The organism is Streptomyces sp. NPDC051136 (assembly GCF_044455745.1).
Classification (GTDB): domain Bacteria; phylum Actinomycetota; class Actinomycetes; order Streptomycetales; family Streptomycetaceae; genus Streptomyces.
Map to the genome: position 1 here is coordinate 292,684 of NZ_JBITFE010000004.1, position 15,708 is coordinate 308,391.

Genomic DNA, 15,708 nt, shown 5'->3' on the forward strand with positions numbered 1-15,708 from the left:
AGACCTCACGACCTTGCCGCAGCGACCGTCCCAGGGGGAACGATGACCTCGGCCATTACACAGGACCAGCCGCCACAACCACCCAAGGGGACCGCGCCCGCCAGCGAACATCAGGACGCCGGTGTTCGAGAAGAGGAATACCTCTACCGCGACGAGTCCAGGCTCCAGGCCGGCTCCCTGCTGACCTCCCGCACCATGGCGCGGCGCCTGCCCTCGCTGGTGCGGCGCTCGGTGCGGATGGCCTGGCGCGTGGACCGCGGCGCGACCGTCGGCCTGTTGATCTGCCAGATCGGGACGGGCGTCCTCGCGGCCCTCGGCCTCCTGGCCGTCACGGGCACGATCACCGCGCTGGTCTCCTCGGGCGACATCACCGAGCGGCTGTGGGACGCCGCCCCGCAGCTTGCCGTGATCGCCGCCGCCGCCGGCCTGCGCGCGCTGATGGGCATCGCCGTCGTCTGGCTCACCGGGCGTCTGCGTCCGGTGCTCGGCCGGGCGGCGGAGCTGACGATGATCGAGGCCGCGCTCGGTGCGGAACTGGCCGCCAACAACAAGCCGGGCTACAACGACGCCTACGACATCGCCGACCGCGGCGCCCAGGTCACCCCCGACCTCGTCGAAGAAGCGCAGGACGTGCTGGCGGCCACCGCCACGCTGGCGGCCGGCGCCACCGTCCTGACCGTCCTGCACCCCCTGCTCCTCCCCCTGCTCTTCCTCGCCTGTCTGCCGCAGGCCGCCGCGTACGTGCGCTCCGCACGGGTGCTCTACCTCGCCGGGCTGGAGACCTCCGGGCGGCGCCGGATGCTGGGCAAGCTTCGCTGGCACATGGCCTATCAGGAGTCCAGCGAGGAGATGCGTGCCTGCCTCGCCGGTCCCTTCCTGATCGGGCGGTACCGGCGGCTGGCCGCCTCGGTCAACGCCGCCGAGCGCAAGGCCGCGAACACCGGTGCGTGGATGGGGCTGGCCGGAGCCGTGGCCGGCGGGATCGCCTCGGCCGCGGTGTGGGCGGCACTGTTGTGGCTCCTGGCCTCCGGGCGGATGAGCCTGGCGGCCGGCGGCGGCGCCGTCTTCGCCCTTCAGACCGCCACCGGCTCAGTGCGCGGCATCATCAACGGCGGGGCCCGCCTGGTACGCACCGGCTGGTACGTACAGGACTGGCAGAACTTCCTCGACAACGCTCACGGCCAGGCCATGATCGACTCACGCGGCACCGCGTCGCTCCCCGCGGCACCGGAGCGCTTTGAGGTCCGTGACGTCACCTACCGCTACGACGGCGCCCCCAAGAACAGTTTGAGCAACGTCTCCCTCCACGTGAAGCGCGGCGAGATCGTGGCGCTGGTCGGGGAGAACGGCTCCGGCAAGACGACCCTCTCACGCCTGCTGTGCGGGTTGCTACTGCCCACCGAGGGCGACGTGGCCTGGGACCATGCCTCCACCGCGGACCTGGACCCGTGGGGGGCGTGGGAGCACGTCGCGCTGGTGCCGCAGAAGTTCACCTACCTGCCACTGACGATGCGCGACAACATCACCTTCGGGCAGGGCGACACCAGCGACGCCGCCCTGCTCGCCGCGTGCGAGGCGTCCGGCGCCGCGGAGATGCTTCCCAAGCTCCGCTCGGGTCTGAACACCCTACTGACCAGCGAGTGGTTCGGAGGGCAGCAGCTCTCCGGCGGGCAGTGGCAGCGCCTGGTCCTCACCCGCGCGTTCCATCGGCAGGCAGCGCTGCTGGTGATGGACGAACCCACGGCCGCCCTCGACGCCCGCGCCGAGCACCGGATCTTCGCCGGCCTGCGCGAACTGGCCAAGGACCGCGCCATCCTGCTGATCACCCACCGCCTCACCAACGTGGCCGTCGCCGACCGGATCGTAGTCCTGGACCAAGGGCAGATCGTCCAGGAAGGCACCTATGCCCAACTCACGCAGCGACCAGGGCTGTTCCGGACCTTGTGGGATCTGCAGCGCCGGATGAGCGGCGACGTCCCCTGATCACCGGGCCGTGCCGGGCCACCGGTCCGCCGGACAGAGACACCAGCCCGTTCCCGATGCTCCCTCCGCCCCACGTCCCTACGAGGTAGTCCCCATGTCGTTGTCGCACCACCACATCTGCACCACCGTCGATACCTACCTCGCCCGTCACCCTCACGAGCGCGAGCAGCTCAGCGTCCTCCTGGACGCCCTCGACCGGCCTGGCGAGGACATCGCCAGCCGCTCGACCTTCACCGGGCACGTCACCTGCGGCGCGATCGTCGTCGACCAGCTCGGCCGCATCCTGCACGTGCTGCACCTGGCCAGCGGGAAGGTCCTCGTCCCCGGCGGACACACTGAGCCCACCGACGACTCCCTGGCAGCGGCGGCACTCCGCGAGCTGCACGAGGAGACCGGGATCCCGGCTCGGGCCGTCACGCCGTGGCCGGGCTACGAGACCGTGCCGCTGGACATCGACATCCACGACATCGACGCCCATCCGGGCAAGGGGGAGCCCGCACACCAGCACTTCGACCTCCGGTTCCTCTTCCGCCTGCGGACGACCGAGGTACCGGTCGTGCTGCAGGAAGAGGAGGTCGGCGGCATCGAGTGGCGTCCCGTGGACCGGGTAACATCCCCGACACTGCGCGAGAAGCTGCTCAAACTGCCGCTCCAGGTCGAACCCGAGACGGCCAACGCCTCCGCCCTGATCTACAACGACCGCGGCGAGTACCTGCTCCATCTCCGCGACTACTTCCCCGGACAGATCTGGGAGCCGGGCATGTGGTCCCTGCTCGGGGGCGGCCGAGAGCCCCAGGACGCCACCCTGGAACACACCGTGCGGCGTGAACTGGCTGAGGAAGCCGGCCTCGATCTCGCCGGCCTGTCCCCGTTCGCCACCGAGTACGCCTCCCACGACGACGGCACGACCGTACCCATCGCCATCTACGCCGGCCGCTGGAACGGCGACCCGCGCGAACTCCACCTGACCGAAGGAGTCATGCTCGCCTGGTTCGCCCCCGACGACCTCCACCGCCTGCGCATCGCGGACACGACCAGCGACCTCGTACGGCGCCACGCCGCCGGCCTCCCGCCGATGCGGAGCGGACCCGAGGCCGAGCCCGAGGAACAGCGTCTGGTGTCACCGCACGGCACGGTCCCCCACATCATCGGCGTCCACCTCTACCTGGAACGCCCGGACGGGACGGTGCTGCTCGGGCTGCGCCACCCCGACTCCGCGTTCGCGCCGTCCACCTGGCACGTCCTGGCCGGCCACTGCGAGCAGGAGAACGCCATCGACTGCCTGATCAGGGAGGCGATGGAGGAAGCCGGGTTGCACATCGAGCGCCAGGACGTCGAACTCGTCCACGTCGTCCACCACATCGGTCAGCCCAGGAACCCGCCCCGCATGGGCCTGTTCTTCCGCGCCCGTACCTGGAGCGGCGAGCCGGTGCTGCGCGAGCCGGACAAGTGCACCCAGTGGAAATTCTGGGATCCCGCCGCCCTTCCCGACGACCTCGTCCCCTACACCCGACTGGCCATCGAGAAGATCCAGAACGGCGAGCTGTACAGCGAGACGGGCTGGCCCGAATGACCAGCGCATCCAGTCGCGTGCCCACTGCGACAGCGACCGGGCGTCCAGACACCCGCCTCGTAGTAATCCGCGGCAACTCGGCGTCCGGCAAGTCGAGCGTGGCCCAGGGCCTGCGAGATCACTACGGCCGCGGTATCGCGATCGTGGGCCAGGACGTGATCCGCCGGAACGTGCTCAGGGAACACGACACCGCGCGCGGCGCCAACATCGCCCTGCTGGGCACGATCGCCCGCGCAGCCCTCGACGCCGGCTTCCACGTCGTCCTCGAAGGGATCCTGCATGCCGACCGCTACGGCCACATGATCACGTCTCTGGTACGGGACCACCGCGGCGTCTCCAGGTGCTACTACCTGGACGTTCCGCTGGAAACGACGTTGGTACGGCACGCGTCAAAGGCGGATGCCGCCTACCTGGCGCACGTCACCGACGCCCACCTCACCTCCTGGTACCGCGAGCTGGACCTGCTGCCCGGCGGTCTGGAAACCGTGATCCCGGCCGACAGCACGCTGCGGGACACCGTCGCCCGGATCGTGCGCGAGACCGATCTGACCGCTGCCGCCCCCGCCTCGCCACCTCAGCGCAATCCGTCACAGGGAGACTCGATGATTCCTCCGGTGTTGATGTCCGATCCGCAGGTCGCGGCGATCCCCGTGCGCGAGTGCGGAGAGCCACTCGTCGACGTGCGGGACCACAACCTTCGCGTCGACCCCCGCAAGCACGACCCACTGGGGGCGTTCGCCCACGTCCGTGAAGGCGTCCTGGCCCGGTTGAAGCATGCCCGCTCGCTCCTGCCCGCCGGCACCGACCTGCTGTTCATCGAGGGCTACCGGCCGCCGGCCCTCCAGCAACGCTACTTCACCGAGTACCGCGACGAGCTGGCCGCCGCCCACCCTGACTGGACACCCGAGCAGCTGCACCAGGCCGCCAGCCGGTACGTGTCACCGCCAGAGATCGCGCCGCACTCCGCTGGCGCGGCCGTGGACGTGACCCTCATCGACCAGGACGGCCACGAACTCGACCTCGGCACCCGCGTCAACGCCTCCCCCGAGGAGAGCGACGGGACCTGCTTCACACACGCCCCGAACCTCAGCGAACACGCGCGCCACCACCGCACCCTGCTGCTCAACGCCATGGAAGGCGCGGGATTCACGAACTACGGGACCGAGTTCTGGCACTTCTCGGCAGCAGACCGGTACGACGCCCTGATGCGGCAGGAGCCGCACGCACGCTACGGACCGGTCGAACTGCCGTAGCACGCCGACGGACGCGTCCGCGTCGGGCCACACGGCCGCGACGGGCGGAAAGCATCGAACGGAGGCACGTATGCCTGACGACACCCAGCAAGCGATCCCAGCCATCCCGAGCCCGGCGGCCGGCGACGAACCGCCCGAGCACCACATGCACCTGCTCGGCCGGTACTACCGGCAGGTGGAAGCAGGGCGCAAGACGATCGAAGTGAGGGTGGCCACCCCGAGCAGGCGCGCCGTCGCCGTGGGCGACACGCTCGTCTTCCACGACCGGGACACCGGGCGGGAACTCGACGTCATCGCTCAGCGGATCACCCCGTACCCCTCCTTCGACGACCTGCTCCGCTCGGAGGACACCTCACGTATCAACCCGGACGGGTCACCCGATCAGCTGCTCGCCGACCTCCGCGGCATCTACCCGCCGGCCAAGGAAGCCCTCGGCGTTCTCGCCCTCGCCTTCGACCACCGTCCTGCCCGGCCCGGCCGCCCCCTGCCGATGCCAGCCGAGGAGTACGCGCAGAACGTCCCCCACCACACGGTGTACGGCTGCCTATACATCCGCGACGAACACGACCGTCCGGTCCAGCTCCGTTCGGTCTACGGCTCGAGACTCTGGCAATTCCCCGGCGGCAACCTGGATGCCCCGGGCGAGGACCCGCTGCAGACCGCCCGGCGGGAGACGGTCGAGGAGACCGGCCTGGAGCTCGCCCTCAACACGCCGACCCTGCTCCTGACGCACTTCCTCCACGCTGGACCGCGCCAGCCGCTGAACAAGGTGGGGCTCATCTTCGACGGAGGCCGGCTGACCGCCGACCAGCTCGACCGGATCCGCCTCGACCCCGCTGAACACGACATGTGGGCCGTCCACGACCTCGCGACCTGGCAGGAGCTGATGGCCCCGCGCGCCTTCACGCGCCTCGACGCCATCGAACGAGCCCGACGCGGCGAGGGCCCCGCCTACCTGATCACACACACCTGACCCCCAGAACACCCGCCCACCAGGAGGCAACCGTGCCCGCCGAGGACACCAACACCCGGGCCTGGCAGATCTACGGCCAGCGCCAACTCGCCCGCGCCTACACCCCGCCCGTCCCCGAACGGCTCGGCTGGACACCCTGGGAAGGCATCGGGCCGGGAGCAGAAGTCCTCGGCGACGTCACCGGCCGCCGCGTCCTGGACATCGGCTCCGGGGCCGGCCACCACGCCGTCCACCTCGCACAGGCACACGGAGCGCACGTCACCGGCATCGAGCTGTCCCCGACCCAGCACGAGCGCGCCGTCTCCACCCACGCGGGCGTGGACGGCGTGGAGTTCATCCGGGCAGACGTGGCCGAGTACCTGGGCGGAGCCGAGCCGTTCGACGCCGCGTACGCGATCGGGACGCTCGCCTTCATCGACCCGCACCGCTCGCTGCCTGCGCTGCGCGATGGTCTGCGTCCCGATGCCCCGCTGATTCTTTCGCTCCTGCACACCGATCTGCACGGCCACGGTCCGTCCACGGCCGTGGCGCCGCGCGAGGAGATGATCCTGCTGCGCGACGACCCGCCGTTGCCGACGCAGATGTGGGTCCTGGCACCGCAGCTGTGGGAGGACCTGCTCACCGAGTACGGCTTTCGCGTCGAAGCCATCGACCTGTTCCCGCACCCTGACGAGAACGCCAAGGTAGTCCAGCAGCTCATCCGCGCCCGGCGTCTTCCCGACCGGCCGACGCGCGTCTCCAGCCGACCACGCAGCACCCGAGCCCCGGCCGCCCACGCGGCAGTCGGCGTCGGAGCGATCCTGCTCAGCGAGCAGGGCATCCTGCTGGGCCGACATCGCCGCGGCACCCTCGAACTACCCGGCGGCAGCGTTGAGGCCACCGGAGAATCCTTCGAGGAGGCGGTCGTCCGAGAACTCGCCGAGGAGACCGGCCTGGTCGCTCGGACCGGCGACGTGGAGTTGCTGGGCACGCTTGTCGATCACGTCGAGGGGGTCCTGCGGGTCACCGTCGGCGCGCTCGTCCACGCCTGGCAAGGGCAGCCACTGATACAGCCGGACGAGAGCGTCGGCGACTGGGCGTGGTACCCCCTCGACCAGCTCCCCAACGGCCTGTTCGTATGCAGCGCCCAGATCCTCACGTCCTGGCGGCCCGACCTGCCCGTCGACCACCCGCCGGCGCACTTCACTGCCTTCGCCTCAGCCAAGTAGGCGCGCTGACTGCCGCCTCCGATGCCCTCCCGCGACACGACGTACGTGTCGAACCCCCGGTAGCAGCACACACCGCTCAACACCAAGCTGGAGTTCTTGATGCCGCACCTCTCCATGCGCCGGTCCATAACCTCAGACGGCGCCGTCGGTACCGACCGACTGCACGATCTGCAGCAGGTCGCTCTTCGCCACGGAGTCCCTGTCGAGGACGTGCTGCTGATCGCCGTCAACCTGTACGGGATCACTTCTGACCACGACCGTCACCGGGCCCGGGTCAACCTCCGCCTCGTACGCCGCCCCGACACTGCCTGGCAGATCATCGTCCCGCTGAACCAGCCCGCCAGCCCGTTCCGGCTGCGTGGCGGCGACTTATCGCTGAACGGCGCGGTGGTCGCGCACGTCGAGCGCATCGACGCCGACGAGGCAGTTGGAGGCTACTTCCGCAACGGTGGCCGGGCCGCGACCCTTAACCCCAATGCCCGGAGCCGGTGTGTCGGGTGCGGCTGGTGCCCGAACACCCTTGAGGCCGCCGCCGATCCGAGGATCCAGGAGGACCAGGGGCTCGATGCACTCCTGCGGGCCCTCAGCGAGCAGCACCCCCGCCGCAATCTGGCCGAATTGGAGGAGGTCACCGTCTCCACCGGCTGCTTCGAGCGCGAAGGCGCCGCAGTCGCGCACCTGACCGCTCTACGTCCCGCCCTGGAGCGGGCCGGCGTCACGGCTCGGATCGGCTTCCTCACCTCCGTGCTGCGCAGTGACGAGGCGTTCGAGGCCATCGCATCGAAGGTATCGCCGTTCGTGCTCAGGCTGACGACCGAGCACTTCACCCGTCGCGAGGCCCTGATGAAGGCGACCAAGGCCGACCTCCGGCCAGACAAGATGCCGGGCCTGCTGGCACGGGCGCGTAAGGCAGGGCTGGACACCTCGTACACGTACATCGTCGGCCTGGACCCGATGGACGATCTCGCGCGCGGGGTGAACGAGCTTGCGGACGAGGTCACCGCGTTCCCGAACTTCCAGGTCTTCCAAGCACACACGGTGATCATGCAAGGGATGCGGACGCCGGGCGCGGAGAGCCTGGAGTACTACCTGCAGGCGCGCACGGTGATCGAGCGGGCCATGGCAGCGACCGGGCTGCGGCCGGTGGGCTGGGAGTGCTACCGGCCGCTGTGGTATTTCACCTTCGCCGGAGAGGACCTCGTCGATGGACCCCGCTGACGCGGTCATCGACCGGGTGCGGGTCGAGCGCCTCGACGAGAGCGTGGCCGGTCCGTGGAAGACGGGCGACAGTCGGTACGCGGTAGTGGTCGAGGCCGGCGGGGAGAGCGGGGTGTTTGCCCCGGTCGACGAGCTGCCCGCCGCGCTCGTCGCCACCCGGCTCGGCCAGAGCGCGCTGCGGCACCACGTGGCCGACCACACGGGACTGCTGCGCAGGCTCCTGGCCGAACTCGGCCCGCATGCAGAAGGGCTCGGGCGCTGGGCGGTCGGGGTGCTGGACTGCGCGGTCTGGGACCTGCACGGCCGCCTCGCCGACCTCCCTGTCGCGGCTCTGCTCAGCAACCATCCCGCGCGGCGGGTGCCGGTCTACGCCTCCTGGCTCTCCCTGGACCTGGCTGCTGCCTCGACCGCCGACTCCGTCAAGGCGACCGCTGGCGAGGGGTTCGCCTTCACCAAGTGGGCTTTACGTGGCGGCGCAGAAGCCGCGGAGATGGTGTTGCTGGCCAGACGCGCGGCAGCGTGGGCGGAGCACAGGGTGGCGGTGGACGCTCTGGGCACGTGGGGACACCTGCGGACCATGGAGGTCGCACCGCTCCTCGACTCGGAGATGGTGCGCTGGGTGGAGGACCCGCTCGCGCGGACTGACCGGGCCGCGTACACCCGGTTGCGCAGCCGGTCGGAGGGCCTTCGGGTCGCGTTCGGCGAGCGGCTGTCCCACCTGGAGGACGCCAGAGGGTTGCTGGAGGACTGCCGGCCGGAAGCGTTCACGTTCGACGCGGTGTGGTGCGGCGGAATCACCGAAGCGCGAGGCTGGCTGGGCGCCGCCCACGACGCGAGGGTGCCGGTCCACCTGCACGGCCGGGCGTTCCTGCCCGCCGTGCACCTGGCCGCCGCCTTCCCCGACGCGGCGGGGGCGGTGGAGTACCAGGTGGTGTGGGAGCCGAGGCGGCAGCGGGCGCTGCGCGGCACGCTCCGGCCCGACGGCGGGCACGTCGTTCTCCCCGACCGGCCCGGCCTCGGGATGGAGGTGCGCCGGTAATGCCCAGGCACACCGGTGAACTGGCGGTCCACGGCCACCTGCGGCAGCGCGAAGGGAAGACGCTGCTCGTCGTGGACGAGCGGCTGAGCGGGCGCGATACCTTCCTGTCCACGACCCTGCGCCTCGAACAGCCGGCGCACCTGCCCGAAGTCGCGGTGCGGATCCTCACGTTCGACGACGTCACCGTTCTTTCTCCCCTCGCCCCGGTCCTGCCGCAGGAGCGAGCCGGCGAGGAGTGGAGCGGCACGCTGCTGATTCCGCACGGTGCCCGCCCGCCGGCGATCCCCGACGACCTCGCCCAGGCGGCTGCCGAAGCCGGCGTCGACACCGGTGGCTGGTCGCCGGCCGAGGCCCGGCACCTGCTGACCTTCCTCGGCGAGGCCGGCTCCGCATCCGTGCGCACCGAGCGGATCGCCATGATCATCACGACTCTGGGAGGCCGTTCGTGAACGCGGCGCCGGTGCGGCTGGTGAGCCTCGATGTCGGGTACACCCTGGGCGAGCCGTCCGGGACGACGCTGACGCAACGCCTGGTGGAGCTGTCCCCGCGCCCGGCCCGGGAGGCGAAGCGGGTCGCCCAGCGGATCCTGCACGCCCTGGACCCGAGTACCGACACGACGGGGCCGCAGACGGTGTGTGCCGCCCTGGACATCGCGCCGTCCGCCTTCCCCCACGACCACCGTCCGCCCGCCTTCGCCCTGTGGCCCGGCGCGGTGGAGGCGGTGGCGCGGATCGCCCGGGTCGTGCCGGTGGTCACCCTGTCGAACGTGAGCCACTGGGACGAGCGGGAGACCGACGTCGCCGCCCTTCTCGCCCCCCACCTGCGGGCCCATCACCCTTCCTGGCGGATCGGGTTCGCCAAACCGGACCCGCGCGCCGTGGAGACTGTCTCCCGGCTGCACGACCGGGATCCCGCGGAGGTGCTGCACGTCGGCGACAGCCTCGACTACGACGTGCGCGGCGCCCTCGCCGCCGGAGCCCAGGCTCTGTGGATCACCCCGCGCCCGCCGTCGGCCGAAGCCCTCCGGCTGCTGGCCAAGCACCCCGGCCGGGTCGCGGTCGTAACGGGCCTCGCCCGCGCCGTCCGGCACATCGAGCGGACCCTCCTCCCGTCAACCCACACGATCAGGAGCACCACCTCGTGAGCAAGAGCGAGTTCGACACCACCGCCCCGTTCTACGCCACCTACCGGCCCGGCATCCCGAAGGAGGCCGTCGAGCTACTCGCCCGGCGGGTGGCCGACCAGGAGCACCGGGTCCTGCTCGACCTCGGATCCGGGACCGGGCAGGTCCCCCTCGCCCTGGCCGAGACGATGACGGAGATCGACGTCGTCGAGCAGGACGCGGGGATGCTCGCCGAGGCCGACAAGGCGCTCGCCGGGCTGCCGGTCACCGTCCGCCTGCACAACTCCCCGGCCGAGGACTTCACCCCGCCCGCCTCCTACCGGGCCGACCTGGTCACGGTCTGCCGCGCGTTCCACTGGATGGACCAGGGCCTGGTGCTGTCGCGTCTTGAGGGCATGACCGCGCCGGACGCGACCGTCGCGGTCATGGGCGACGGCAGCCTATGGACCGCGCGCACCGCGTGGACCGACGCCCTGCGAGCCCTGATCCAGGAGTACCTGGGCGAGGAGCGGCGGGCCGGGGCGGGCAAGACGTACGCGGCGCACAACCGGCCGTACCGCGAGATCCTCGCCGAGTCCGCCTTCGGCCAGGTCGAGGAACACACGATCGCCATCGAGCGGGAGTGGACCACCGACATGGTGATCGGCTACCTGTACTCGACCTCCTTCGCCGCCCGGCCGCTGTTCGGCGAGCGGGTCGAGGACTTCGAGCACCGTGCCCGGGCTCTGCTCGACGAGCACACCGCCGACGGCGGCCTGACCGAGCACGCCTCCTTCCAGGTCATCCTCGGCCGGCGGGGCTGACCTGCTCCCCTCTTCTTCGCCGGGGCGGTCCTCTTTCCGCCCCGGCCCCCTGTCCCGTCCTTCCGGAAGGAAATCCACCATGCCCCGACCCGAGATATGGAGCACCGACGAACAGCGCCGGTTCGTCGACGACGGCGTCCTCATACGCCGTGGCCTGGTCCACGGCAACCTTCTGTCCCGGGCCCGTGACCTCGTCGGCGGCTGGCTGACCGAGGCGTACGACTCCGCGCGGCTCACCGCCTACACCGAACGCAGCTTCGCCCCCGAGCTGGAAGAGCACCCCGACCTCCTCGCCCTCTACCAGCACAGTGGCCTGGTGGAGCTGGCCGAGGACCTGCTGCGGCCCTCGTGGATCGCCCCGGTCACCCGGGCACAGATCCAGATCCGGCTACCGCACGGCGTCGAGCAGCCGGTGAAGCGGATGCACGTCGACGGTGTCTCCTGCCCCCACCTGGAACCGTCCGACCTGCGCACGTTCAGCTTCATCATCGGCGTCGTCCTGAACGGCAGCGCCACCGCGGACGCCGGCGCTCTGCACTACGTGCCCGGGGGGCACCACCGGATGGCCCGCTACTTCGCCACAGACTGGACCCTGGGGCAGCCAGCCCAGACCCCCGACGACATCGACACCCAGGACGGCACCGCCTTCACCGCCGAGCCCGGCGACGTGATCGTGATGCACCACCTCGTCCCACACCGGGTCGGCATCAACACCAGCAGCACCCCGAGGGTGATGGCGTACTTCCGTATCCAACACGCCCAGCACCCCGACCTCGCCCTGGCCACCCTGTCGAACCCGTGGCTGGAGTACCCGGCGCTCGCCGACCTCGCCCGCCTCCGCACCGCGTGAAGGGGCGGAGCACCGTGGACGTCCTCACCCCCGACCAGCTCCCCACCGCCGCCCGGCTCCTGGCCGCCGGGCAGGTGGTCGCCGTGCCCACCCCGCGCTGGTACATGATGTGTGCCCACGCCACCGACCCGGCCGCCACGGACGCGGTCTTCCGCGCCAAGCAGCGCCCCACCGACAAGCCGCTGCTGCTCCTGCTCGACTCTTTCGTCACGGCCGAGGACCTGTTCGACCTGAGCGGCGACGCCCGCCTGCTGGCCGGCGCCCTGTGGCCGGGAGACCTCGCGCTGCGCCTTCCGTGGAAGCCGGACGCGAAGGCCGTCTCAGCGGTCGGCTCCCCCGCGCTCGCCGGATGCCCCGACGGGATCCTGGGCCGCCTCATCGCCCTGGCCGGCGGACCGCTCGCCGCCGCCGTGTGCAGCATCTCCACCCCCGCCGCCAGCGAGCGGGACCACCCGGCGCTCACCGCCGCCCAGGTCGCCGCCTTCGAGCGGACCACGAAGGCCGGGATCGCCGCGGTCGTCGACGGCGGGATCTGCCCGCAAGGCCGGCACATGACCATCGTCGACTGCCCCGCGGGCGCCCCGGCCCGCCTGGAGCGGGAAGGCACCGTCCACACCCGCGCCGTCGAAGCCGCCCTCAACGAGCCGGGAGGATCGCATGTGGGCTGACCTCGCCCGTCGCACGAACCGCCTGGTGCCCGACGCGTCGGTGGCCGCCGTCGCCGACGCGCTCGACTACCTCTGCCTCGCCCAGCTCTACCTGCGCGCCAACCCGCTCCTGGCCCGGCCCCTGGCCCCGGCCGACATCAAGACGCGGCCGGCCGGGCACTGGGGGGTGTGCCCGCCCGTCAACCGGATGCTCGCCGCCCTGGGCCCGCTCCAGGCGGCCGTCCCCGACGGCTACGACCTGCAGGTCCTGCACGGCGCCGGGCACGCCGGGCCCTCCGCCCTCGCCCACGCCTACCTCACCGGCCGACTCGGCCGCGCCCACCCCGACCTGTCCCAGGGCGAGGCCGGACTGCGCGAACTCGTCGTGGGTTTCCCCCGGGCCGACATCGGCGGTGAGATCACCCCGATGATCCCCGGCCACCTGCACACCGGAGGCCAGCTCGGGCCCGCCCTCGCGATCGGACAGGGCACCGTCCTCGACGCGCCCCACCGGCTGTCGGTGGTCCTGATCGGCGACGGAGAGTGCGAGACCGGGACGACCGCCGCATCCTGGCTCGCCACCCGCGCGCTGCACGGTACGGGCGACCACGGCACCGTCCTGCCCGTCGTCCTGCTCAACGGCCTGCGCATGGGCGGGCCAAGCGTGCTGTCCACCCTGAGCCGCGCCGAACTCACCGCCTACTTCACCGGTCTCGGCCACCAGCCCGTCTACACCGACGGCCTCGACACCGGCCAGCTCCGCCAGGCGCTGGCCGAAGCCCTCGGAGCCGCCCAGCCCCTGGGCATCCCAGGACCCTCCAGCGTCCTGGTGCTCACCCTGGACAAGGGCCACGGCACGCCCGCCCGCCTCGCCGGCACCCCGGCGGTCCACAAGACGCCGCTGCGCGACCCAGCCAGCGTGCCCGCCGAGTTCGACGCGCTCGCCGACTGGCTGGATTCCTACCAGCCCGCCCAGCTCCTCACCCGCGGCGGCCGGCCCCGGCCGCACCTGCTGCCCGCGCTCCCGCTACCCCGGCCCGAGCCCGCTGGCCTCCCGGCGCCGCGCGGCTGCGTCGCCGCCTCCGCCCAGGTCGCCGGCCACGCCGCCGGGCGTCCGTTCGCGCAGGTGGTTCCCGAGGTCCTGCGAGACCGCGCCAAGCAGGCACCGTTCCGCGTGTTCAGTCCCGACGAGCTGGCCTCCAACCGCCTCGACCTCGCCGACGACGCGGGGCGACCGGTGCCGTGGGCGGTGGAAGTCCTGAGCGAGGAGCTGTGCCACGCCTGGGCCCAGGGCTACACGGAGACCGGCAGGACCGCGCTCGTCGCCACCTACGAGGCGTTCGCGCCAATCACTCTCAGTCTCATCCAGCAGCAGCTCAAGCACCGTTCCGTACGCCGGAACGCAGACCTCGCCCCGATGCCCAGCCTGGTCTACCTCCTGACCAGCCTGGGCTGGCACAACACCCTCACCCACCAAAACCCCAGCCTCACCACGGCACTTCTGGCCGGCGGCAACCCCACGCTCCACGTCCTCACCCCCGCCGACCCCGCGCGCACCGCCGCCGCCCTCACCTTCGCCCTGCGCAAGCTCGACCGGTGCACGATCGTCGTCGCCGGCAAGCACACCCACCTCCACCACCCCCTCGACACCATCGACGAGGAGCTGCGGCACGGCATCGCGATCTGGCCCCACGTGACCCATCCCGGCCCCGGCGAGCCCGACCTGATCCTCGCCTCCGCCGGCGACCTGCCCGCCGAGGCCCTGACCACCCTCGCCCGGCGGCTGCGCGCCGAACGCCCCGGTCTGCGCCTGCGGTACGTCCACGTCCACGACCTCACGACCCTCGCCGAGGACGGCACCCGCCCCCTCGCCCTCGCCCCGGACGCGTTCGCCCGCCACTTCGGCACCCGGGCGCCGGTCGTCCTGGCCACCAGCGGGCACCCCGCCGACATCCACGCCCTCCTCGGCCGCCGTCATCCCGGGACCCGGCTCACCGTCCTCGGCTACCGCGACCCGGGCCGCCCCGTCTCTCAGGAACACCTCCGCCGGCTCTGCGGCCTCGACGACACCGGCCTGTGGACGCTCGCCACCACCCTCACCGACACCCCGAAGGAGACACCGGTCCCATGAGCACCCCACTCCCGCCCGCCGCCCCCGACGCCGGCACCATCGACGCCTTCGACCGCGACGGATACGCGGTCATCCGCGACGCAATCACCCAGGACCTCCGAGACCGGCTCCTGACCGCCGCCGAGAAGCTGCTGGCCAGCAACATCACCCAGGGCCGCGACCGAGGAGGCGACGGCAAGGACGGCTTCCGCGGATGCCTCACCCTCGACCGCGCCTTCCTCCCGCTCCTCGCCAACCCGGCCGTCCTGCCCACCGTCGTCCAGCTCCTCAGCCCCAACATCCACCTGCTCTCCGCCCACCTCATCGCCCTGCCCAGCGGCCAGCCCCGCACCATCCGCATCCCCGAGCGCCACGGCTGGCATCGCGACATGTACGGCGTCACCGCCGACCTTGGCTTCCCCCACACCCCCCGGATGGCCATCAAAGCGGCCCACTACCTCACCCCCGTCACCCCCGACTGCGGGCTGACGATGTTCCTCCCTGGCAGCCACAGCCTCACCGAAGAACCCGTCGTCCCCGCCGGCGCCATCGACCCGCCCGGCGCTGTTACGCCCGACATTGCCGGAACCGACGCAGTCCTGTTCGAGAACCGGACGTGGCACACCGGAGGCATCAACTTCTCCGGCCGCCCTCGCATCGCCCTCATGCTGCAATACGGGTACCGATGGCTCCACCCCGTCGACGACCCCGCCACCGACCTACGGAAAGACCCCACCCTCACCCCGATCGAGCAGCAGCTGCTGGGAGTGCCCGACCGCCACCCGGACGGATCCCTCGCCAAGGGCAGCGGAGCCGCCTCCATCCGCTCATGGTGGGAATCACGGCGGTGGACGTCCACGTCGGTTTAACTTCTGCAGCCTTCGGCGGAGCCTTAGTGACACTGGAACAACGGACGGCGGGTCTGAGA

14 protein-coding genes are annotated in these 15,708 nt (G+C 71.5%); all 14 read left to right on the forward strand.

Features of this window, described 5'->3' with window-relative positions; genetic code table 11:
• Positions 1-42 precede the first annotated feature (42 nt).
• A complete protein-coding gene (locus ACIBCJ_RS13815) occupies positions 43-1,983 on the forward strand; it encodes an ABC transporter ATP-binding protein (protein WP_362504492.1) in 1,941 nt (646 codons plus the stop codon).
• A gap of 94 nt (positions 1,984-2,077) precedes the next feature.
• The gene (locus ACIBCJ_RS13820; protein WP_362504489.1) at positions 2,078-3,556 is read left to right on the forward strand and encodes an NUDIX domain-containing protein; all 1,479 of its coding nucleotides are present in this window, start codon (positions 2,078-2,080) and stop codon (positions 3,554-3,556) included.
• Between the two features lie 17 nt (positions 3,557-3,573).
• Entirely contained in the window at positions 3,574-4,809 is a 1,236-nt protein-coding gene (locus tag ACIBCJ_RS13825; RefSeq protein ID WP_362504486.1) for a M15 family metallopeptidase, read from the forward strand.
• A 70-nt stretch (positions 4,810-4,879) separates the two neighbouring features.
• A complete protein-coding gene (locus tag ACIBCJ_RS13830) occupies positions 4,880-5,782 on the forward strand; it encodes an NUDIX domain-containing protein (RefSeq protein WP_362504483.1) in 903 nt (300 codons plus the stop codon).
• A 32-nt stretch (positions 5,783-5,814) separates the two neighbouring features.
• Entirely contained in the window at positions 5,815-6,990 is a 1,176-nt protein-coding gene (locus ACIBCJ_RS13835; RefSeq protein WP_362504480.1) for a bifunctional class I SAM-dependent methyltransferase/NUDIX hydrolase, read from the forward strand.
• 99 nt (positions 6,991-7,089) lie between these two features.
• The gene (locus tag ACIBCJ_RS13840) at positions 7,090-8,208 is read left to right on the forward strand and encodes a hypothetical protein (protein ID WP_362504477.1); all 1,119 of its coding nucleotides are present in this window, start codon (positions 7,090-7,092) and stop codon (positions 8,206-8,208) included.
• Positions 8,195-9,247 carry an enolase C-terminal domain-like protein gene (locus tag ACIBCJ_RS13845; RefSeq protein ID WP_362504474.1) on the forward strand — a complete coding sequence of 351 codons (1,053 nt, stop codon included), beginning with the start codon at positions 8,195-8,197 and terminating at the stop codon, positions 9,245-9,247. Before ACIBCJ_RS13840 ends, ACIBCJ_RS13845 begins: the two co-directional genes overlap by 14 nt.
• Entirely contained in the window at positions 9,247-9,696 is a 450-nt protein-coding gene (locus ACIBCJ_RS13850) for a hypothetical protein (RefSeq protein ID WP_362504471.1), read from the forward strand. Before ACIBCJ_RS13845 ends, ACIBCJ_RS13850 begins: the two co-directional genes overlap by 1 nt.
• The gene (locus tag ACIBCJ_RS13855; RefSeq protein ID WP_362504468.1) at positions 9,693-10,391 is read left to right on the forward strand and encodes an HAD family hydrolase; all 699 of its coding nucleotides are present in this window, start codon (positions 9,693-9,695) and stop codon (positions 10,389-10,391) included. Before ACIBCJ_RS13850 ends, ACIBCJ_RS13855 begins: the two co-directional genes overlap by 4 nt.
• Complete coding sequence (locus ACIBCJ_RS13860; protein WP_362504465.1) at positions 10,388-11,173, forward strand: class I SAM-dependent methyltransferase; 786 nt, start codon at positions 10,388-10,390, stop codon at positions 11,171-11,173. Before ACIBCJ_RS13855 ends, ACIBCJ_RS13860 begins: the two co-directional genes overlap by 4 nt.
• Positions 11,174-11,252: 79 nt before the next feature.
• Positions 11,253-12,023 (forward strand): phytanoyl-CoA dioxygenase family protein, encoded by a 771-nt coding sequence (locus tag ACIBCJ_RS13865; RefSeq protein ID WP_362337728.1) that lies wholly within the window; start codon positions 11,253-11,255, stop codon positions 12,021-12,023.
• Positions 12,024-12,037: 14 nt separating this feature from the next.
• Positions 12,038-12,691, forward strand: coding sequence for a Sua5/YciO/YrdC/YwlC family protein (locus ACIBCJ_RS13870; protein WP_362504460.1), 654 nt, complete (start codon positions 12,038-12,040; stop codon positions 12,689-12,691).
• Positions 12,681-14,801, forward strand: coding sequence for a phosphoketolase (locus ACIBCJ_RS13875; RefSeq protein ID WP_362504457.1), 2,121 nt, complete (start codon positions 12,681-12,683; stop codon positions 14,799-14,801). The genes ACIBCJ_RS13870 and ACIBCJ_RS13875 overlap by 11 nt, the downstream gene beginning before the upstream one ends.
• Complete coding sequence (locus tag ACIBCJ_RS13880; protein ID WP_362504454.1) at positions 14,798-15,649, forward strand: phytanoyl-CoA dioxygenase family protein; 852 nt, start codon at positions 14,798-14,800, stop codon at positions 15,647-15,649. The genes ACIBCJ_RS13875 and ACIBCJ_RS13880 overlap by 4 nt, the downstream gene beginning before the upstream one ends.
• Positions 15,650-15,708: the final 59 nt, after the last annotated feature.